General features: G+C 36.2%; 17 protein-coding genes. 9 read left to right on the top strand and 8 right to left on the bottom strand.

Going from position 1 to position 21172, the window contains the following annotated elements; all coding sequences use genetic code 11:
* Window positions 1-109: 109 nt before the first annotated feature.
* On the bottom strand, window positions 110-1003 hold the full coding sequence (locus KO02_RS07045) for a serine hydrolase (protein ID WP_038697047.1): 894 nt from the start codon (window positions 1001-1003) through the stop codon (window positions 110-112).
* Window positions 1004-1066: 63 nt separating this feature from the next.
* On the opposite strand from KO02_RS07045, the gene KO02_RS07050 reads away from it, so the two are divergent.
* Together KO02_RS07050 and KO02_RS07055 are read left to right on the top strand one after the other, a co-directional pair.
* Window positions 1067-1609, top strand: coding sequence for a DUF1543 domain-containing protein (locus KO02_RS07050; RefSeq protein ID WP_038697049.1), 543 nt, complete (start codon window positions 1067-1069; stop codon window positions 1607-1609).
* A 554-nt stretch (window positions 1610-2163) separates the two neighbouring features.
* A complete protein-coding gene (locus KO02_RS07055; RefSeq protein ID WP_038697051.1) occupies window positions 2164-2607 on the top strand; it encodes a KTSC domain-containing protein in 444 nt (147 codons plus the stop codon).
* A 70-nt stretch (window positions 2608-2677) separates the two neighbouring features.
* Here the strand turns inward: KO02_RS07055 and KO02_RS07060 are convergent, their stop codons facing one another.
* The 5 genes from KO02_RS07060 to KO02_RS07080 form a co-directional block, all read right to left on the bottom strand.
* Window positions 2678-4042 (bottom strand): pyridoxal-phosphate dependent enzyme, encoded by a 1365-nt coding sequence (locus tag KO02_RS07060; protein WP_038697053.1) that lies wholly within the window; start codon window positions 4040-4042, stop codon window positions 2678-2680.
* Between the two features lie 46 nt (window positions 4043-4088).
* Window positions 4089-4907 (bottom strand): AMP nucleosidase, encoded by an 819-nt coding sequence (locus tag KO02_RS07065; protein ID WP_038697054.1) that lies wholly within the window; start codon window positions 4905-4907, stop codon window positions 4089-4091.
* Between the two features lie 98 nt (window positions 4908-5005).
* On the bottom strand, window positions 5006-6256 hold the full coding sequence (gene clpX / locus KO02_RS07070; protein ID WP_038697056.1) for an ATP-dependent Clp protease ATP-binding subunit ClpX: 1251 nt from the start codon (window positions 6254-6256) through the stop codon (window positions 5006-5008).
* 2 nt (window positions 6257-6258) lie between these two features.
* Window positions 6259-6960: an ATP-dependent Clp endopeptidase proteolytic subunit ClpP gene (gene clpP / locus KO02_RS07075; protein ID WP_038697057.1), complete on the bottom strand. Its 702-nt coding sequence runs from the start codon at window positions 6958-6960 to the stop codon at window positions 6259-6261.
* A 96-nt stretch (window positions 6961-7056) separates the two neighbouring features.
* The gene (locus KO02_RS07080; protein ID WP_038697059.1) at window positions 7057-7515 is read right to left on the bottom strand and encodes a type I restriction enzyme HsdR N-terminal domain-containing protein; all 459 of its coding nucleotides are present in this window, start codon (window positions 7513-7515) and stop codon (window positions 7057-7059) included.
* A 102-nt stretch (window positions 7516-7617) separates the two neighbouring features.
* Between KO02_RS07080 and holA the strand changes: the two genes are divergently transcribed.
* From holA to KO02_RS07110, 6 genes are all read left to right on the top strand, one after another.
* Window positions 7618-8619 carry a DNA polymerase III subunit delta gene (gene holA, locus KO02_RS07085; RefSeq protein WP_038697061.1) on the top strand — a complete coding sequence of 334 codons (1002 nt, stop codon included), beginning with the start codon at window positions 7618-7620 and terminating at the stop codon, window positions 8617-8619.
* Between the two features lie 223 nt (window positions 8620-8842).
* Window positions 8843-9460 carry a TetR family transcriptional regulator gene (locus KO02_RS07090; protein ID WP_038697063.1) on the top strand — a complete coding sequence of 206 codons (618 nt, stop codon included), beginning with the start codon at window positions 8843-8845 and terminating at the stop codon, window positions 9458-9460.
* Window positions 9450-10754, top strand: coding sequence for a TolC family protein (locus KO02_RS07095; RefSeq protein WP_038697065.1), 1305 nt, complete (start codon window positions 9450-9452; stop codon window positions 10752-10754). The genes KO02_RS07090 and KO02_RS07095 overlap by 11 nt, the downstream gene beginning before the upstream one ends.
* An 11-nt stretch (window positions 10755-10765) precedes the next feature.
* Window positions 10766-11857, top strand: a complete 1092-nt coding sequence (locus KO02_RS07100; protein ID WP_038697068.1) for an HlyD family secretion protein — start codon at window positions 10766-10768, stop codon at window positions 11855-11857.
* Between the two features lie 4 nt (window positions 11858-11861).
* The gene (locus tag KO02_RS07105) at window positions 11862-13445 is read left to right on the top strand and encodes an MDR family MFS transporter (protein ID WP_038697070.1); all 1584 of its coding nucleotides are present in this window, start codon (window positions 11862-11864) and stop codon (window positions 13443-13445) included.
* Window positions 13446-13629: 184 nt separating this feature from the next.
* The gene (locus KO02_RS07110) at window positions 13630-14088 is read left to right on the top strand and encodes a membrane protein (protein WP_038697072.1); all 459 of its coding nucleotides are present in this window, start codon (window positions 13630-13632) and stop codon (window positions 14086-14088) included.
* A 75-nt stretch (window positions 14089-14163) separates the two neighbouring features.
* On the opposite strand, the gene KO02_RS07115 is transcribed toward KO02_RS07110, so the two are convergent.
* Complete coding sequence (locus KO02_RS07115; RefSeq protein WP_038697074.1) at window positions 14164-17052, bottom strand: TonB-dependent receptor; 2889 nt, start codon at window positions 17050-17052, stop codon at window positions 14164-14166.
* A 487-nt stretch (window positions 17053-17539) separates the two neighbouring features.
* Here KO02_RS07115 and KO02_RS07120 point away from each other — a divergent pair, with 487 nt between their 5' ends.
* A complete protein-coding gene (locus KO02_RS07120) occupies window positions 17540-19135 on the top strand; it encodes a discoidin domain-containing protein (protein ID WP_038697076.1) in 1596 nt (531 codons plus the stop codon).
* Between the two features lie 74 nt (window positions 19136-19209).
* Here KO02_RS07120 and KO02_RS07125 read toward each other — a convergent pair whose 3' ends face one another.
* The gene (locus tag KO02_RS07125; protein WP_038697078.1) at window positions 19210-20835 is read right to left on the bottom strand and encodes an ABC-F family ATP-binding cassette domain-containing protein; all 1626 of its coding nucleotides are present in this window, start codon (window positions 20833-20835) and stop codon (window positions 19210-19212) included.
* Window positions 20836-21172: the final 337 nt, after the last annotated feature.

The raw sequence follows: 21172 nt of genomic DNA on the forward strand, positions 1-21172 counted from the left end.
TTAGTAGATTATTTTGAACCTATGTAGAAAAATGAAAATTACGACAGCAAGATGATATTCAAATTTCACTTCATTTTACCAGTCTATTCGTATTAATGGCAGGGATTGATTACGGAGTATAGGGTCTTTTAGGTTCAAAATAATTCCATAACAAATGAGAGATTTTTCTAGTGAGATCTTCAGCTTCATTATTTTTGGTCCAACTTTGATCCTTAATGTTATTTGTTAAAACACAAAAGACGTAATCACCACTAGGAGCATTGACGAGCACGACCTCCCCTCGAGCTTCATCAACAGAACCGGTTTTAGATGCTGTTTTGATATTTGCGGGTATCTGTGAAAGAGAGCGGTCATTGTAGAAAATATTCCCTAAATGACGATACATGTTTTCTGATGCTTTAGGGCTTACTACTTTACCTTTGTATAGGAGCTCAACCAAGGTTGCCATTTCTTTTGGAGTTGTTTGTCCCCAACCATATTTTTCCCAGATTTCATTACGCCCTTCGGTACGTGAATTGACTTTCGTGTTTGGAAGCCCTAATTGGTCCATCAATAAATTTATCGTGATACCTCCACCAGCAAGTTGTTGATTCCAAATAGAGGCAACATTATCGCTATAGGTTATCATTAAAGCAACCATAGTAGCCAAATCTGTCTCCGTACTATCCTTGAAAAATTGCATCACTCCTGAACCGCCATATTGCTGAGATGAGCGGTATATGAATTTTTGGTCTAAATTTAATTCACCTCGTTCTATTTTATTGAAAATTCCAACTAAGATTGGAACTTTTACGATGCTAGCTGTTGGGAAAACAGTGTCTGCTTGAATAAGAACTTCTTCCTGTGTCTTAAGGTTCTTGACATAGATACCAATATCTCCGGCAAAGTTTTGCGTCAATTCCCTTAATTTTCGGTCTAATTTTGTATCAATTTTCTGAGCAATTAGGCCAGTAGGAATGAGCAATGAAGTTGATATAAGGAGTAATAAAAGATTTGTTCTCATTAGATTTAAATTGTATCTTATAAATGTAATCATAATTAAACTAAAATTAATAAGACGAACGATATGAATCTTTTTATGTTATTATTGGGATGTAAACCACTAGGAAGGCATATTGAACAACATGATATTTATTTTGGAATTGCTAATGAGTTGCGGGATTTAGTTCCCTCGATTGTAGATTATTGGCAACAGGCGGACGGAAAGATACACATTGATGCCTGGCGCAAGGTTACAAAAGTTGGAGAATACCAAATTACTGTTTCTGCAAGCGTCGTTGATAATAGCCAATTAAAACTTTATTTTGTCAATTTAGGGGGATATAAACCTAATGAGTTAGAAGAATATCATTATAAGGAGCTCGTTGTTGCTTCTGATATAGAACAGGCAAAATGCTTGGCGGAGAAAACTGTTTTCTTCAAAAATCATTTATCTCCACATATTGATGATAAGTATGGCATTGATGTCGATGATATCTATGAAATTGAAGATATATTGCCGGAATCATTTAAGCGAAATTTTTATATTAAAATCGATAATCTTGTTGACAATGAAATAGAAGAGGATGTAGTCACCAACGGATACTATCCACTGGATGAATTGATATAATAAAGGGATAGGTTGCTTGATTGAAAAGTTTTGTACTTTTCCATTTAATTTAAGCAGATGAGGTGCGTAATAGATCCCGTAATGTGGGTTACAGGTTTAGATGGTACATGGATTGCAAGATTTTATGAAATCACCATTCGGTATGGATTCCAAATTGAAATTTTTTTAATTATAAAATGGAAAATCTAAAATTATCGTTGCAAAGAGAATGTCCAACTAAGACGTGCGAAATAATTGGAATTGACAGCGATTTGTTTTATGTTGATATTGAAAAATAGAGATTTGTAATAGGTCAAAATCAACTATATGTAGCTAACAAAGATACAAATGACTTACTTTAGAGACATTATTGTTTTAACCATCTTGCGACCGTATTAATGCATTTCAATGTAATTAATTAACATTTATCAAACTTTATAGCATTTATCTCAGCAATCAGAAAATGAATTTTTGAAAAAATTAACATGCAAATGTTCATTCTAAAATATAATTGACGTAATTTTGCAAATCCTAAAATCAATATGGATTGGTTGGACTAGGGAAAAATAAATATTATGAAAAGAATAACTGAATCCAAAAAGGTTTTTGGTATTACGAAGAATGAAGATTTAGCGACGTTAAAAAAGATATATCGTGACTTAATCAAAGCTTGGCATCCTGATAAGTTTCAAGATGAAGTGAAAAAAGAGGAAGCGGAGTTGAAGAGTACAGAAATTATTGAAGCATATCACTTCTTAGTTAGTATAGCTCCTGAGACACATGAAGCTAATGTAGAAGAGTATAACAACACGATCAATAACTTCTTTATCGAGGATTTTGAATTTAAAGGTCAGACGTTAAGAGTTACATTTCAGGATAAAAGCACATATGAGTATTTTGGTGTTCCAAAAACTGTGTACACTAAGTTTATTAATGCTGACTCTCGTCCAAGATTTGGTAGAAGACAAATTTTCAATTCTTATACATTCCGCAAAAGCGCGAATGGAATGGAAGCATAGTCTTATTACTTATCCTAAAAAAGGCCTTATTATCAATAGTAAGGCCTTTTTTATACATGAATATTTTGGATTAAGCTTCAGAAATTGCATTGATAATATCGTATTGTGTTATGATATTAATTTTACCAAAATCATCTTCTACCAATACTGCCTGCGTTTCTTTGTTAATTAAAGCTGATATCTTGTCTATGGATGTATTTAAATCAACAAAGGGAAAAGGCTTTGTCATTACTTCTTGCACAGATGATGACCTGAGTGAAGAATTTTCCAATAAGGCACTGAGAATGTCAGATTCAGTTATTTTACCAACTACCATCCCTTGTTGCGTTACAGGTATTTGTGAAATATTTAGGGTTTTCATGAAATTGAATGCTTCAAATACAGTTTGATTGACATCTGCGGTAACAATCGCTTGTTCGCCCCTTTTTTTCAATATGCTCTTCGCATTTAGTTTCTCATCTTCTAAGAACCCTCTTTCTCTCAGCCAATCCTCATTATACATCTTACCCATGTACCGTGAACCGTGATCATGGAAGATTACAACCACCACATCATCATCATTTAAAGAGTCCTTTAATTGAATAAGACCAGCCAAAGCTGCACCAGCTGAGTTACCTGCAAAAATTCCTTCTTTGCGCGCCAATTCTCGAGTCATTAAAGCCGCATCTTTATCGGTTACTTTTTCAAAGAAATCAATCAAACTAAAATCGACATTTTGGGGAAGAAAATCTTCACCTACACCCTCTGTGATATAAGGGTATATCTCATCTTTATCAAAAACACCCGTTTCCTTATATTTTTTAAAAACAGAACCATAAGTATCTATGCCCCATACTTTGATATTGGGGTTTTGCTCTCTTAAATATCGAGCTGTGCCTGATATGGTACCACCGGTCCCCACTCCAACGACAAGATGGGTAATCTTTCCTTCCGTTTGTTCCCATATTTCAGGACCCGTTTGCTCATAATGTGCTTGGGCATTTGATGGGTTATCGTATTGATTCGCTTTCCAGCTGTTTGGTACTTCACGTTCTAAGCGACTTGAAACAGAATAGTAGGAGCGAGGGTCTTCGGGATCTACATTTGTTGGACACACAATTACCTCTGCTCCAAAAGCCCGCAGTGCATCAACTTTTTCTTTAGATTGCTTATCTGTTGTTGTAAATATACATTTATAGCCTTTGACCACTGCTGCCATTGCCAATCCCATTCCGGTATTTCCAGAAGTTCCTTCAATGATTGTTCCCCCTGGTTTCAATAAACCTGCCTGCTCCGCATCTTCGATCATTTTAAGTGCCATCCTATCTTTAATCGAGTTTCCAGGATTGCTGGTCTCTATTTTAGCGAGGATAGTTCCTTTTAGATCTTTGGTTATTTTGTTTAGTTTAACAAGAGGGGTGTTTCCAATTGTTTCTAAAATGTTATTATACCACATAAGGTTACCGTTAGTTTCTTTAAAAATAACAAAAAATGTCTATTTCTTAGAATTTCAAGTGCTTTACTGTCAGCCCATTATTTTTAAGTTGTTTAAGTGCATCTATGCCGATACTGATATGGGCATCTACATATTTAGCGGTTACACTGACATCGCTATTTGCTGTTTTAACACCTTCAGGAATCATAGGTTGATCAGAAACAAGTAATAATGCCCCTGTAGGAATTTTATTCGCAAATCCAACACTAAATATGGTTGCGGTTTCCATATCTACTGCCATAGCACGTATGGATTTTAGATATTTTTTAAAATCTTTATCGTGTTCCCAAACACGTCTGTTTGTCGTGTAAACCGTACCTGTCCAGTAATCTCTTGAATGATCACGTATGGTTGTAGAAATTGCTTTTTGTAATGCAAAAGATGGAAGGGAGGGTACTTCTGCAGGAAAATAATCATTTGAAGTTCCCTCACCACGGATGGCAGCAATGGGTAATATAAGTTCTCCAACACCAATTTTCTTTTTCAATCCACCGGTTTTTCCTAAAAAAAGCACAGCCTTTGGTGTAATGGCTGATAATAGATCCATTACCGTGGCTGCCATTGGACTACCCATACCAAAATTGATAATGGTGATACCACCCGCAGTTACACTTTGCATAGGTTTATCCTCTCCATAGATGGGGGCATCATCATGCATTTCAGAAAAAATAGTGATATATTTTGAAAAGTTCGTAAGTAGGATATATTCGCCAAACTCTTCCAAGGGCCTTCCTGTATATCGGGGCAACCAGTTGTGAACAATTTCTTCCTTGGATTTCAAACCAGGTGTGATAGGACTATCTACATTTTTTTTACTTTTTGCCATAATTCTTCAATTTAATAATTAAACATGTTTGAAGGAAGAATGATTGATAGAACCCATGCGTTTAAAAAAAATCCCTCGCGGTAAGCGAGGGATTTTAATTAAGCGACTTGCAATTTTTTGATATCCGACTTTTCAAATTTTTTCAATGCATATTCCAATGTGATATGCAATTCTTTTTGATTGGTCTTTTCCTTCGATGTTGGAATTTCAAACATTGCGTCGAGCATAATAGCCTCGCATATACTTCTTAAACCACGAGCTCCAAGTTTAAATTCATCTGCTTTATCAACAATAAAATTGTAAACCTCTGCATCAAATTTCAACTCAATTCCTTCGTATTCAAATAATTTTCTGTACTGTTTGATTAACGCATTTTTAGGTACTGTTAAGATACTCAATAGTGTCTCTTTGTCCAATGGATTTAAATACGTTAATACAGGTAATCTTCCTATTAATTCTGGAATTAATCCAAAACTTTTTAAATCCTGAGGGGTGATGTATTTATAAAGATTTTTTAAATCGATTTCTGTTTCATCCTCATTCATGCGATAACCTACTGTTTGTGTGCGCAGACGATTCGCAATTTTCTTTTGAATACCATCAAATGCGCCACCGCAGATAAATAAAATGTTGCTCGTATTTACGGCAATCATTTTTTGATCAGGGTGTTTACGACCACCTTGAGGCGGTACATTAACTACTGTTCCTTCCAAGATTTTAAGCAATGCTTGCTGCACACCCTCTCCCGACACATCTCTAGTAATCGAAGGGTTATCACTCTTACGAGCGACCTTATCAATCTCATCAATATAGATGATACCACGTTCAGCTGCAGCTACATCATAATCGGCAGCTTGTAATAAGCGTGTTAAAATACTCTCAACATCTTCTCCGACATAACCCGCTTCTGTCAATACAGTCGCATCTACGATACTAAAAGGAACATTTAAAATTTTGGCAACCGTTTTTGCCAATAATGTTTTACCAGTACCTGTTTCACCAACGACAATCAAATTTGATTTTTCAATCTCAATCTCATCCTCATCAACTTTTTGATTCAAACGTTTGTAGTGATTATAAACCGCAACAGAGATTACTTTTTTAGCATCGTCCTGTCCGATAACGTACTGATCCAAGTGTTCTTTAATTTCTAAAGGACGAATGAGTTTTAACGCAGTTTGTAATGTTTTACTTTTACGTTGTTTCAATTCTTCCGCTAGAATTTCGCCAGCTTGATTGATACAACGGTCACAGATGTGAGCGCCATCTCCAGCGATAAGCATTTGGGCGTCACTTTTACTCATTCCACAGAAGGAACAGTGAACGCCACTATTATTATTTTTAGCCATTATTATTTAATAATCTCCTTTTTAGGAAGTAAAATCTCATCTATCATTCCAAAGTCCTTAGCCTCTGAAGCCTTCATCCAATAATCACGGTCAGAAGATTTTTCTACCCATTCGTAAGTTTGTCCCGAGTGATCAGCGATGATGGTATAAAGCTCTTCTTTCAATTTCATCATCTCGCGTAGATTGATTTCCATATCCGAAGCAACACCTTGAGCACCGCCTGAAGGTTGGTGGATCATCACACGAGAGTGTCTTAATGCAGCACGTTTACCTTTAGCGCCCGCAACTAATAAAACAGCACCCATAGAAGCAGCAATACCTGTACAGATTGTGGCTACATCTGGTGCAATATATTGCATGGTATCATAAATACCTAAACCTGCATATACACTACCACCTGGTGAATTGATGTAGATTTGAATATCTCGTTGTGCATCTGTAGATTGTAAAAACAATAATTGTGCCTGAATGATGTTGGCTACCTGATCGTTGATACCATCACCTAAGAAAATAATACGATCCATCATTAAACGTGAAAATACATCCATCTGAGCAACATTTAGTTGACGCTCTTCTACGATGTAAGGAGTCAAGTTAGTAGGTGTATTTACTTGCGCACGTGCTATAAAACTATCAACATGTTGACTTCCAATTCGATGATGCTTAACTGCATATTTTCTGAATTCGTTTTTATCTATATTCATATTCTTTGTGATTCAAATTTATAAGACTAATATAAAACTATATTTTAAATAATAAATACTATATGCCATTTGTTTTACACATGAGTTACAATTCTACTAGAGTTGATCATAGTTTGGGAGTTCTTCAATAAATATAAATGATTTATTATCAAAATCTATCTTACAATAGTAATGCTCCAATCCATTACTCACGAGTAGTAGTGGTATTTTGTGGATGGAATTGTAGTTTGCTATCTGTTCAAAAGTAGCTTGCGTAATCTTTATGTGTGGTGCTTTAAATTCTGCTAATACTATTTTCTCTCCGCGATTATTATAAATCAATAAATCACTTCTTTTTTGTAAGTCGTTTAATTTCAACCCACCTTCAATTTTCATTAATGATTTTGGGTATTTTTTTTTAATATGGAGATAATGTACCCAATGCTGACGTACCCATTCCTCAGGTGTTAAAACAAGTTTCTTTTTTCGCAAATCATCAAAAATGAAAATAGTTTCATTTTCTTTTGTCAATTTCGCTGGATAAGGCGGTAAATTTAACGGAATCGGGTTAAACATCTTACAAAGATACTAATTTTGGTTTACTCGTAATAATCCCTAAGCAGGAATCTATAATACAAATTTTACTGTTCATCAATTTAGTTGTAATTTAGTGCCATCATGAATATCAGTCCCATTTTAGCAGACATAAAGAAACGAAAATTTCAACCCGTATATTTATTGCACGGTGAAGAGAGTTATTTTATAGATGTCATTAGTAATGCCTTGGAGCATACGGTCCTTAATGATGCACAAAAAGGGTTTGATCAAACCATATTATATGGGAAGGATACTGATTTCTCAACGATTGTAAGTGCTGCTAGGCGCTACCCCATGATGAGCGATCATCAATTGATCATCATCAAAGAAGCTCAGGATCTAAAATGGAAGGACGACGATTTGCTCCTTAAATACGTGGATCAATGTACAGCGACTACTGTATTGGTGTTTGATTATAAGTATAGTAAATTTGATAAGCGCAAAAAACTGTACAAGGCGATTGAAAAAAAAGGCCTTGTTGTTGAATCAAATAAACTTTACGATGATAAGGTAGCCGCTTGGGTTATCTCATATATTAAAGAGCAAGGCTGGAGCATACATCCACAGGCAGCGGCGTTGCTGTCCGAATATTTAGGGACAGAGCTTTCTAAAATCGTGAATGAGCTGAATAAGTTGATGCTCAATGTGCCGAAAGAAAAAGAAATCGTGGTAGCGGATATTGAACAAAATATAGGTATTTCGAAAGATTTTAATGTTTTTGAGCTCAACACCGCATTAGCTAAGCGCAATGCTTTTAAAGCGTATCAGATTATTGATTATTTTGCCGCAAACCCTAAAAGTAATCCTTTAGTACTTGTATTAGGTAATATGGCAGGATACTTTACAAAGATATTAAAATACCATTATATCGTTGACAAAAATACTGCAGCTAAAGAATTGGGAGTACATCCTTTCTTTTTGAAAGAGTATGAACTTGCAGCCCGTAATTACAACAGAAGGAAAACTTTTTCTATTATTGAAAATCTAAAAGATGCTGATCTAAAATCAAAGGGAGTCCAGGTTGGAAGCAATACAAATACCAAAGATATTTTGACAGAGTTGCTCTTTAATATCCTTAATTAGGCTAGTAATTCCATTAAATAAAATATTATTTTAATCTAAAAAAGCCTTTCTCATTTATTTGAGAGAGGCTTTTTTTGTAATAAGATCTATTTTAAATTGATATAACCAGTTGTTTTATAGTGTTTTGTGTGTTTTTGTTTTCTTTTTGTAATTTTTAAATTAAACACTTGTTTAATTTAAACACTTGTTTAAATTTGCACACGGTTTTTTTAAATCATCAAGAATGGAATTTAGTGAGAAACAATTAGAAATATTGCATGTTGCAGAGAATCTTTTTTCAAAAAATGGTTTTGATGGGACATCTGTTCGTGACATTGCACAAGAGGCACAGGTCAATGTCGCAATGATCAATTATTATTTTGGGTCTAAGGATAAATTATTGGATGATTTGTTCACCTATCGAGTTGAAAAATTTAAAATGGATGAAAGTATTTTGAACCTCACTTCACCCGTCATGGAAATTCTCGACGAAATGGTCAGTTCGTATATCAAGTATATGAATTCGAGCCTGGCTATTTATCAGATTATTGCTATCGAAGCAGGTGTAAAAAGAAGATTAATGCTATCTGATTCATATAAAAATCTAAAGGAACATAATCTACAAGTTATTTCGAGTATTATTCATCGCGGAATAGAAACTGGAGAATTTTTATCAGGCAATGATCCAATATTAATCCATGCTACGATGATGGGGACCTTCATGAATTTTCAGATGAATAAAACATTTTTAAAATCGCAATTAAATATAACTACAGACGAGGCCTATAGCAAATATATGGAATCTACCCTAGTCATACATTTACAAAGAACGATTAAAGCTTTATTAACATATGCATATTAAAATAGGAAAGTTGGCGCTCTTGCTTTTCTGTCTTCAGGGCTCGGCATTTGCACAGCAAAATGGCCCTCTTACCTTGCAAGAGGTTATCCATCTTGCACAGACACAAAGTTTAGAAGCAAAAGCTACAGAGACAAAAATTAGAGGAAGAAAACTGGAGTTAGAAGCTTCCAAGAATAGTTTGCTCCCTGATGCTAAACTAAGTGGCCAATATTTGGCTATGACCTCACCAGATGTAAAACTGCAAATACCACTGTCTTCTTCTTCAGATCCGATGGATATCAAGGCTAATCAGCTGTTGTTAGGACAGGCTTCCATCAGTATGCCTATCTATACCGGAGGAAAGATTAAAAATAGTATTGCTGCTGCGGGTAATGCTGTAAAGGCTGAAGAATATACAGCATTGGCACTTAAAGATCAATTAGCACAGCGTGGTATCAATTTGTTTATCAGCTTATACAAAGCACAGCAAACAGCGCTTTTAATGGAGGAAAATATAAAAAGAGCCGAGCAACGAGTGATTGATTTCAGAGCCATGGAAGCGAATGGTATTATTCCAAGAAACGACCTTTTAAAATCAGAGCTGCAATTGTCCAATTATAAAGTTGCCTTACAGGAAGCTGAGAAAAATAAAGCGGTGTTAAATTATGAACTGGTTAATTTTCTAAAATTAGATGAGGGTACACATATATCAGCTATACAATTGGAGGATCCTGAAGTTGCTGTAAAATCTTCTGATGCCCAGATTGCACTGAATAATAGAAATGAGTTGAAAGCTCTGCAAGCACAACACGATATTGCTGAAAATAAAGTCAATATCGAAAAGGCTAACGCATTGCCTAAAATTGCTGTATCTGGAGGTTATGCCGCATTAGATGTACATAATTTGTTAACGGTGAAAAATGCCATGAATGTAGGAGTAGGCGTGTCCTATGATATTGGCTCGCTTTATAAAAATAAGAAAAATGTCAATATCGCGCGTAATCAAGTTAGTCAAATTGATGAAAATGTTGTCATTATGAACGATAAAATAAAGGTTCAAGTGCAACAAGCAAATGAAAACTTTCAGCTGTCGGTTTCGCAGAACCAGCTCTATTCTGAAGCTGTTAGTCAAGCAAATGAAAATTATCGAATCGTCAAGGATAAGTATGATAACGGCGTGGCAGATACAGATGATTTATTAGAAGCCGACGTACAGCAATTACAGTCAAAAATTAACTTAGCAATTTCCAAAGCGAATACGGTAGAGAAATATTACGACCTGCTTTTGGTAAATGGACAAATAGCAACAAAATAATTATAATAGCAATGGAAAATCAAGAAGAAAAGAAACCATCGAGTAAAAAGTTCGCCTTCATTCTAATAGCCCTTATTTTAGTTGGGGGTGGTTATGGAGGTTATAAATATATACACGGTCAATCACATGAGACTACAGATGATGCGCAGGTTGATAAAAATATGAACCCCATCATTCCAAAAGTAGGAGGATATATTTCCCAAGTATATGTGAAAGATAATGATCTTGTCAAAAAGGGGGATACCCTTTTTACCATTGACACTCAAGATTATTTAATTTCTGTGAAAGAGGCGGAAGCGGCACTCTTGGGAGCAGAAAGTTCTTTCGAGGTTTCAAAAGCTGATGTTAACGCAACCTCAGCGAATGTTGCTGTTTCCGATGCAACTGTTCGCTCTAACGTCGGAAGTATAGATGCCGCAAAGATTAGAGCCGAACAAGCTCAGAATGATTTTACCCGTTATTCGAACCTATATCATAATCATTCGATCACCAAACAACAATATGAGCAAGCGCTGACAGCAAAGTTAGAAGCAGAGAAGCAAGTGGAGATCTTACAGCAACAACGTAATGCCTCCAACTCGCAACGCGAGGCTGTGGTGAGTAAAACTAATGTAGCAAGTAAGCAGACGTTAGTTGCACAAGCGAATATAGAGCGTGCAAAAGCGGCGCTTGATGCAGCGAAGTTGAACCTTTCGTATACGGTTGTGACTGCCTCTGCAGATGGTCAGATTTCTAATGTAAAAATTAGACCAGGTCAAATGGTTAATCCTGGAGCAGCCTTGTTTTACATAGTCGACAATCATGAAACTTGGGTAGTTGCCAATTTCAAAGAGACACAAATGAATGATATCCGTATTGGACAAAAAGTAGAGGTGATTGTAGATGCATACCCAAGTATTAAGTTTGAAGGTGAAGTGAATTCTTTCTCACCAGCGACAGGGTCTAGATTTTCTTTGTTACCTCCGGACAATGCAACGGGTAACTTTGTGAAAACCGTGCAGCGTCTGCCTGTGAAGATATTATTAACGAATGCTAATACGGCCGATCATATTGCATTATTACGTTCAGGGATGAACGCAGATGTTGATGTCCATTTAAAATAGAACTATGACAGCTACACTTGATCAAGATAGTCTTATTGAATATGGGTATCGACGTGTCATCATTACCATTATAGCCGTACTTTGTGCTTTATTGGAGATTGTGGATACCACGATTGTTAATGTTGCTCTCAATGATATGAAAGGAACATTGGGTGCTACGTTGACTGATATCGCTTGGGTGATCACTGCATATGCAATCGCAAATGTTATCGTAATCCCCATGACAAGTTGGCTATCGCAGCAATTTGGTCGCAAAAATTACTTTGCTGCCTCCATTATTATTTTTACCGTATCTTCTTTTTTCTGTGGTAATTCGACGAATTTATGGGAACTCGTATTTTTTAGATTTATACAAGGAATGGGAGGCGGGGCACTTTTGGTTACCGCCCAAACCATTATCACTGAAAGCTATCCACCTGCTAAAAGAAGTATGGCACAAGCTATCTATGGGATGGGGGTTATTGTGGGTCCTACTTTAGGGCCACCTTTAGGTGGTTATATCGTCGATCATTTCTCTTGGCCTTATATTTTCTATATCAATGTGCCTTTAGGTATTATTGCGGTTCTCTTGACACTTTCATTTGTTAGAAGTCCAAAATATGGTGAAAAACAAGCTGCAAAAGATGTGGATTGGTGGGGTATGGTATTTCTCATTATGTTCATTGGTTCATTACAATATGTATTGGAACATGGACAACAAGATGATTGGTTTTCTAATAGTACCATTGTTGTGTTATCCGTGGCCTCCGTCTTAGGATTGTTATTTTTTGTGTGGCGAGAGTTGACATATGATCGGCCAATTGTGAATCTTCGCGTTCTAAAAGACAAAAATCTGCAAGTAGGGGTCGTAATGAGTTTTATATTAGGATTTGGTTTATTCGGTTCAACATTTGTAATCCCGATATACACGCAATCCATTCTAGGTTGGACTGCTACAGATGCAGGGTTACTATTGATTCCAAGTTCACTGATGACGGGCGCGATGATGCCTTTTATAGGGAAGATGATTCAAAATGGAGTTCCTCAAAAGTATATGGTAGCGTTAGGTCTATGTATATTCTTTGGTTTTTCATTTGTCATGTACAGCCGATTGACCAATGATACAGGTGCGGAGCATATGTTCTGGCCATTGATATTCAGAGGGGTCGGTTTGGGTCTGTTATTTGTTCCTGTCATGACTTTATCCCTTTCTACTTTGTCGGGTAAAAGCATAGGTGAAGGCGCAGCTTTTACAGGTATGATGCGTCAGCTTGGAGGTTCATTTGGAATTGCATTGATTACCACTTTTATTTCCCGATTCACGCAGGCGCACCGTGTCAATTTGCTCTCGCATCTGGATACCACGAGTTTCGAAGTGCAGCAGCGAGTTAACCAGCTTCAAGCCAGCTTTATTGCTAAAGGATTTGCTCCTAATGAAGCATTAGCAAAGGCCTATCAGCTATTGGAAGGTTCTGTGACAAAGCAAGCAACTGTATTGTCGTATATGGATGTGTTCCTATATATTGGGTTATTATTTATCGCTTGTGTCCCTTTTGTTCTAATGATTAAACAAGGGAAGAATAAAGTGGATACGTCGAGTTTACATTAAATGATATGTATGGCTCTAAAAAAACAGTAATAGATTTTATCTGTTACTGTTTTTTTATGCGGTCGTGACAAATATTTTTATGCTAACAATTGTGCTATTTGTTTGTTTATAATTTGATATTCCTTGTGAACGGTACACAAGTTTAACATAGGGATGGGGCTCTAAACAAACTAATGATAGATTTATGAAATTATTACTTATTCTTTTTACGGCATTTTTCATTTCTTTAGTAGGTACAAAATTAGTATATGGTTTTTGGGACTTCTCGTTCGCCGGAAATCTAGGGATGTCTGTCTTTATCATTTTTACAGGATTGTCGCACTTTAAGTTTCAAAAGGGGATGACCATGATGATGCCCGATTTTATGCCTGCAAAGTTGTTTTTTGTTTACTTAACGGGAGTTTTGGAAATTGCTGCGGGTATTGGGCTAATGATACCATCATTACGTACTATTACAGCCGTATTGTTGATTATTTTCTTTATCGTTGTTTTTATAGCAAATGTAAATTCCTCAAAAAAGATGATCAATATGTTTAAGGCAGATTATACTGGCCCGGGCATGAATTATCTTTACGCGCAAAGACTTCCTATGCAGCTTATTTTGATTGCGTGGGTCTGGTATTTTGGGCTATACATAAAATAATAATGTGCTAAAAAATCCTCCATCATCGAGCGATGAGGAGGATTAAACCAATTATAATAGAGGGAGGAGGGAATATTATTTTGTTAGGATATTATCGAAAGTAATGGACATATAATATAAAGCACCAAGTGTTGGACCACCAGCATATTGAATGTAGTGGTTGTTGAATACATTACTACCACCAAGTTTTATAACTGCCTTCGTCAGTTTGTAACTCATCTGAGCATCGATATTATGATAAGCAGATACACGTGCATTTACGAGTGGGCTTTCCCAATCAAAAGCATCTTGCCATTTCCAAACGACATTAAAACCAAAATTTGGTACGATTTCTCTATTTCCAAACGATAGATTCGATGCCCATTTAGGTGTGTTAAAGCCCGTAACAAAAAGATCTGACTCCTTGTTTTTTGTTATGTCACTGAAATTGATATTGCCAGACAGGGTATAGTTGCCACTGAAGTTGTACGTTACACCCAAAGAACTTCCGTAGTTATTGTAACTGTTTTTCGCGTTGGTATAAACCCGATAACGTGTTTGTTGCGATCTATTGTTGGCCAACATATCAAGTACCGAAGCGTCGGTCGTTATTTTGTCTGTGGCAGGAACAGCAACCTCTACCTGCCCCAAGAATCCTTTGTAAACATTGCTGTAAAGATCCCAATCAATCGCTAATTTATTTTGCAAAAGAACTGCTTTATAACCAATCTCAAAAGACTTGATGCTTTCCGGTTCTGTTGCTCTTAGATTTGTCACGGTCAATAGTCCACGGTTCTTAAGTGCTGCATCATTGGATGTCAATCCATTTGCTACATCTTTATTTACTGCAGCATTGAAGGTATTGACAGATTGTAAAGTATATGAATTATCTAAATACCCAAGGCCCTCATTGATATAAGGTAGGCCCCCTACACGACGCACATTTCCATTATTGACGAATGATAGGGCTTCAAAAAGAGCGGGAAATCGATAGCCATTCTGAAATGATGCTCTCAAGTTATGTTTCTCTTTTAAAGTATACACAGCCGCGATTCTAGGATTAATTTTAGCGGAAAATTCTGGATTATAGTCCACACGTAAGGAACCGAAAATCTTTAACTTCTCTTCTAATAAGGATTTTGTAATCTGACCAAAACCACCAATTTTTTTATAATAGACATTATCTCCAAAAGAGCCATTGGGTAAAGGTTGACTGCGTTCGGCAACAGGTCTTTTAAAGTCAACAAAATTATTTCCGTCAGGAACAACTTCGTATACGGTTGCATCGCCGCCCACAAGAAGGTTGAAAATATTGATATGCCGGCTTAGATCCCACTGGGCATTGGCATGATATGTTCTGCTCATCTGTTTCAATTGCGCTCCTCCAGTTGCGGTACCTGTAGCTATACCTGCATTCAGGTGATCCCAATTATTGATCTTCGTGATCGTGTTTTTCAAAGATGTAAAATCATTTGTACCCGGCTCCACGCGGCCATTATCGGCTAATCTTCTTGCATTTTGCAAGGCTTCTGTTAATGAAGTCCCTTCATTTAATTGTGTCTGCAATGTGTTTTTGAAAAGATCTCTCCAGGCATTGTTCGATAGATGGGTTAGGTCTAAATTGTCTGCCAAAGGTTTTATATTGTAGGAGTCACCCGTGTTTTCTGTCGAAATATAAGTCTTTATGGAGTAGTCATTTCCTTTCAATTCTAATTTGTGATTTTGAACTTTCACATTGTCCAATTGAATTTTATTACCACGTTGGAATACACCATCCATTTGACCAAACCGATAACTATAAGACAATTCAGCATTTTCCGTGAAGCGGTAATGCAATGCGGCATCGAATTTTAAGTTTTCGACTGTTGGCTTCGATAGATCCTGTTCTTTATATCCCGTTCGCCTAACGATAAGAGATTGGTTAGATTTGCCATCAAAATTTAATCCACTTAAAGTGACAGCATTATTATTTTCGTCACCGTAAATATTCCAACCATCATAAGCAGGATTGTTATTGCCTGAAAGTTCAGGATAGTTAGGATTTGCTGTGTTTAAATTGTTTGGATTTTGATCTTGAAATGAATTGGACAGCCAATCGGTACCTCTTAAATAGCTGATATTGACCTTAAATGCAAATTTATTATTAAAGGATTTAGCAAAACGAACGGCATTTTCGGTTAGGTTGCTCAATTCTCTTCCTGTACCGCCAGTATGATTAAGGCCATTTTTTGTGTACACGCTCAGCCCCTCATAGAGGAAAGGATTTTTGGTCAACAGGTTAGCCATACCATTTATTGCATTCATTCCATAGAGTGCAGAGGAGGCCCCAGGAGTTATTTCTATGCTAGCGATGTCTAGTTCCGTCGGACCAATTGCATTACCAAGTGGAACACCTAATGTAGCTGCTTGCATATCAACACCATCTGCGAGTTGTACAAATCTAAAATTGTTGGGAATGTTGAATCCCCTTGTATTGGGGATTTTGAAGGTGATACTCGAAGTCGTCATTTGAACACCTTTTACATTTTCCAGCGCATCATAAAAGCTAGGTGCAGGAGACTCCCGGATAGCTCTAATATCTAATTTTTCTATAGATACGGGTGATTTTAGAATGCTTTCTTGCGTTCTTGAAGCTGTGACGACCACTTCTTTACCTAGTATCGTTTGTGTCAGTAATGCGAGATTCAAATCGGACTCAGGACCCGTAATATCATAGGTTTTAGTTTCAAAACCGACCCCGGATACTTTTATAGTAAAGGGATATTTCGCTTTTGTGTTGAGTTTAAAATCACCTTTATTATTCGTCGAGGTTCCATTAACGGTCCCTTCGATAGTGATTGTAATCCCTGGTAAAGGTTCCTTTGTAATCTGGTCAATGACATGCCCTGTAAGTTCAATTATATTTGTGCCCTGAGCAAATGATGGAAGGGTCGTGGTCATTCCAAGAATCACTATAATAGTAAAATTTAGTACTGCTCTTTTCATATTTAATATTTAATCTATCGATTTGGTAGACAAATATATTTTTTAGTTTTCATATTATAGTATTATTTTTTAATAATCTGTTGTTCGGTTGTTTTAAGTAGTTGTTAATGAGTTAGTTTTATTTTTGTTCATTTCAAAGTTTATTGACGTGATTGCTGCTTTTTTAAGAGTATTGGTTATCATTTATAATTATTTTTCTATAAAAATAGCCAAATTCAAAAACAGAATGAAGAGCAGGAATCAGCTGATAGAAAGATATACCGAAAGTGGTGGTCGATATTGTTCTTAATTTGCATAGTAGAATTTTCTTGCAAGAGAAAACTAAAAATAATAAAGGTGATTGTCACTATCCTCTCGTTACATAGTATATTAATTATATATAAAAGTCAATCGATTGCGCTAGATAAAACATTACATAATTTGAATTATTTTTTTTAAAATGATTTCTCTTTTATAAATTAGGTTAACACCAATGTAAACATTAAATATGAAGAACAAATCTTTTTACGCATTATGTAGTGCTATACTACTGACAGTTTTTTCCTGTAAAGACATTTCACAGGATTTAATTAATTATGAAGGCGCTCTACCTGGTGATGGGAAAAATCAGGTGCTAAATCTTACCAATGAATGGCGGAATAATCCCTACAAATTAAATGTCGTTTATTTTGTTCCGGAAGATTTGGATTCAATACCAAATTTTAGATCACGTTTGAGTAAAATACTGTTGGACGCACAAGCCATGTTTGCCGATAACATGGATCGCGAAGGGTTTGGAAGAAAATCTTTTGGCTTGGATTTAATCAATGATACACTCATTAATATCATCTACATTCCGGGTAATTTCGGCAAAGCAACTTATCCATATGATGGAGGACATGGTGCTGTAAAAGCTGAAGTTGATGCTTATTATTCCTTAAATCCTTCCGCTAAAAAAAGTGAACATAATTTGATCGTTATCCCAACTTACGATAGCGATCCGTCCAATCCTGGAGGCCCTCCTTTTTATGGAACAGGCACGACCTGCTATGCACTTGATTATGTCAATTTAGATGCGAAAAACTTAGGGATAGGTGGAGATATAGGGTGGAAGGCAACGGTATGGATAGGAGGGATGATACATGAGTTAGGGCATGGTTTAAATGCAAGTCATAATCGTATGAATAAGACTTTAGCCCCCTCTTTAGGAACTGCTTTGATGGGAAGTGGTAATTCTACCTACGGTATTTCAACAACCTCATTGACACAAGCGACTACGGCAACATTTAATAATAGTCAAGTGTTTAGCACGGTAACACGTTCGGATTGGTACCAAAATGCATCAGTAGATATTACGTCATTATCATCGTCATTTTCTAATAATAGCATCATCATTTCTGGTAAGTTTACGACAACCAAGCCTGTGAAAGATGTTGTTATCTGGCATGATAGAACCCCTTATGGCGGCAATCAAGATTACGATGCTGTACAATGGGCGACTAAGGTAATCGGGCAAGATAGTTTTAGATTTGAATGTCCATTGTCAGATTTTTACGATTTGACAGACGAGTACCAATTAAGAATTGGTTTTCTACATGAAAATGGAAGTCGCTCCACCTATGGCTATCTCTATAACTTCGTTAATGGTATTCCTAATCTTTCTCAAGTTGTGGTGCACGATTTATTGCCAACAACTGGATGGTCGATAATAGCAAGCGATAGTCAAGAAAACGGAAGTCCTGCCAGTAATGTGTTGGACAAGGATCGAAATACGATTTGGCATACACCATGGTCTTCTGCTCAAACACCACAACCGCACTATTTCTCTGTTGACATGGGAGCGACACGCTCTGTTAAAGGTCTTGCTTTCCGAAATCGTGATAATTTGAATGGTGCTATGAAAGATGTTCATATTTATTCGAGCACAAATGGGACTGCATGGAGTTTAGTGAAAACAGCACAGTTGATACAAGTCTCAGGAAGTTGGATAAATGTCGATCTTACTTCAGTATTGAATACCCGATACTTGAAAATAGAGTCGACAAGTTCATGGGGAAATTTCTTCTATTCTCATTTAGCTGATTTTGGTGTTTACTCAAATTAAGGGAGTTAAATAGCTTAATAAAGAGAGGCCTTGATATTAATATCAAGGCCTCTCTTTATTTATTAAAATAGTGCTTATTTGTACATTTCAGCACGTTGTGCTTGTACAACTTCACTATTGATATACTCGTCATAAGACATCAATTTATCAATGATTCCTTTCGGAGTCAATTCAATAATACGGTTTGCTACTGTCTCAGTCAATTCGTGGTCACGAGAAGTAAACAACATGGAACCTTTAAAATCTACCATCCCATTATTTAATGCTGTGATGGATTCCAAATCCAAGTGGTTCGTTGGCTCATCAAAGATTAAGAAATTTGCTCCTTGTAGCATCATTCTTGAGAACATACAACGCATTTTCTCACCACCGGATAGTACGGAGCATTTTTTCAACACTTCCTCTCCGGAAAATAACATTTTACCTAAGAATCCACGGATAAATTGCTCATCAGCATCCGGGTTGGTCGTATAATCTCTTAACCAATCTACAAGATTCTCTGTCTTACCATCGAAAAACGATGAGTTATCCATTGGCATGTCGGCAGGAGTGATAGTAATACCCCATTTGATATCGCCTGTATAATCTTGGTCGCGGCCTGCAATGATATCATAGAATGCTGATGTAATCAATGAGTTGGCACCTAAAACAGCAATTTTATCACCCTTATTGATCATGAAGGTAATGTCCTTGAAGAAAACTTCACCATTTACTGTTTTACTCAATCCTTCAACATGTAACGTTTGATCTCCCGGATCTCTGTTCATGGTGTTGAACATGATTGCAGGGTATTTACGGTTAGAAGGTTTGATTTCATCGATATTGATTTTATCCAAAGCTTTCTTACGAGAAGTTGCTTGTTTTGATTTCGATGCATTGGCAGAGAATCGACGGATAAACTCTTGAAGTTCTTTTACTTTATCTTCAGTTTTTTTGTTCTGATCTGTACGTTGTTTCAATGCTAATTGTGACGATTCGTACCAGAAAGAGTAACTACCTGTATAGATGGTCATTTTACCGAAATCAATATCTACCGTATGCGTACATACAGCATCTAAGAAGTGACGGTCATGGGATACCACCAATACGATGGCTTCATAAGAAGCTAAGAAATCTTCCAACCAAGCAATCGTATTGATGTCAAGGTCGTTGGTAGGCTCATCGAGAATTAAAATATCTGGTTTACCAAATAAAGCTTGTGCCAATAGTACACGTACTTTTTGGTTACCATCGATTTCTGATACTAATTTATAATGGAACTCTTCTTTAATACCTAAACTACTTAAAAGAGTAGCAGCGTTAGATTCAGCATTCCAGCCATCCATTTCTGCAAATAAACTTTCAAGTTCTCCTGCGCGCTCACCATCTGCATCAGAGAAATCCTCTTTCATATAGATAGCATCTTTCTCTTTCATGATCTTGTAAAGTTCATGATTACCCATCATTACGGTTTCCAATACTGTAAATTCGTCGAAAGCATAGTGATCTTGACTTAAGACCGACATTCTATCTCCAGGAGTAAAAGCAACAGAACCAGTAGATGGATCGACTTCACCAGAAACAATTTTTAAAAAAGTTGATTTTCCAGCTCCGTTGGCACCAATAATACCGTAACAGTTACCAGGTGTGAATTTTAGATTGACATCTTCGAATAGTACACGTTTACCATAACGAAGGGAAAGATTTGACACATTAATCATCCTGCAAAGATACGCTTTATTTCTATTATTTTTACTTGCATTTTTAAGTGTATTGTAAAGTAATCTGTATATTTTTCATCCAATTTAATTTCAAATATGCTACTTTCACTAGCTACACTTAAACACTATATGAGCTTGTTAAGTATCTTTCTTAAGAGATATCCATAAAATTTTAAAGCAATATGTCTAGAGCTCTTTGAATGAAGTAATTTTTATTTCTAAAAACTTGGGATAATAAGAATTGATTTTTTTTGTGATTCACTTTGAAATTTTTAGTCTCGAAACACATATATAACTGTTTAAAAAACAGTTATATATTCGTTGTATAAATATTAAG

This window comes from Sphingobacterium sp. ML3W (genome assembly GCF_000747525.1).
GTDB lineage: Bacteria > Bacteroidota > Bacteroidia > Sphingobacteriales > Sphingobacteriaceae > Sphingobacterium.

Coding starts and splice junctions, on each gene's coding strand:
- KO02_RS07045 (WP_038697047.1), bottom strand. CDS start 1,003: ATGAGAACAAATCTTTTATTACTCCTTATATCAACTTCATTGCTCATT.
- KO02_RS07050 (WP_038697049.1), top strand. CDS start 1,067: ATGAATCTTTTTATGTTATTATTGGGATGTAAACCACTAGGAAGGCAT.
- KO02_RS07055 (WP_038697051.1), top strand. CDS start 2,164: ATGAAAAGAATAACTGAATCCAAAAAGGTTTTTGGTATTACGAAGAAT.
- KO02_RS07060 (WP_038697053.1), bottom strand. CDS start 4,042: ATGTGGTATAATAACATTTTAGAAACAATTGGAAACACCCCTCTTGTT.
- KO02_RS07065 (WP_038697054.1), bottom strand. CDS start 4,907: ATGGCAAAAAGTAAAAAAAATGTAGATAGTCCTATCACACCTGGTTTG.
- clpX (WP_038697056.1), bottom strand. CDS start 6,256: ATGGCTAAAAATAATAATAGTGGCGTTCACTGTTCCTTCTGTGGAATG.
- clpP (WP_038697057.1), bottom strand. CDS start 6,960: ATGAATATAGATAAAAACGAATTCAGAAAATATGCAGTTAAGCATCAT.
- KO02_RS07080 (WP_038697059.1), bottom strand. CDS start 7,515: ATGTTTAACCCGATTCCGTTAAATTTACCGCCTTATCCAGCGAAATTG.
- holA (WP_038697061.1), top strand. CDS start 7,618: ATGAATATCAGTCCCATTTTAGCAGACATAAAGAAACGAAAATTTCAA.
- KO02_RS07090 (WP_038697063.1), top strand. CDS start 8,843: ATGGAATTTAGTGAGAAACAATTAGAAATATTGCATGTTGCAGAGAAT.
- KO02_RS07095 (WP_038697065.1), top strand. CDS start 9,450: ATGCATATTAAAATAGGAAAGTTGGCGCTCTTGCTTTTCTGTCTTCAG.
- KO02_RS07100 (WP_038697068.1), top strand. CDS start 10,766: ATGGAAAATCAAGAAGAAAAGAAACCATCGAGTAAAAAGTTCGCCTTC.
- KO02_RS07105 (WP_038697070.1), top strand. CDS start 11,862: ATGACAGCTACACTTGATCAAGATAGTCTTATTGAATATGGGTATCGA.
- KO02_RS07110 (WP_038697072.1), top strand. CDS start 13,630: ATGAAATTATTACTTATTCTTTTTACGGCATTTTTCATTTCTTTAGTA.
- KO02_RS07115 (WP_038697074.1), bottom strand. CDS start 17,052: ATGAAAAGAGCAGTACTAAATTTTACTATTATAGTGATTCTTGGAATG.
- KO02_RS07120 (WP_038697076.1), top strand. CDS start 17,540: ATGAAGAACAAATCTTTTTACGCATTATGTAGTGCTATACTACTGACA.
- KO02_RS07125 (WP_038697078.1), bottom strand. CDS start 20,835: ATGATTAATGTGTCAAATCTTTCCCTTCGTTATGGTAAACGTGTACTA.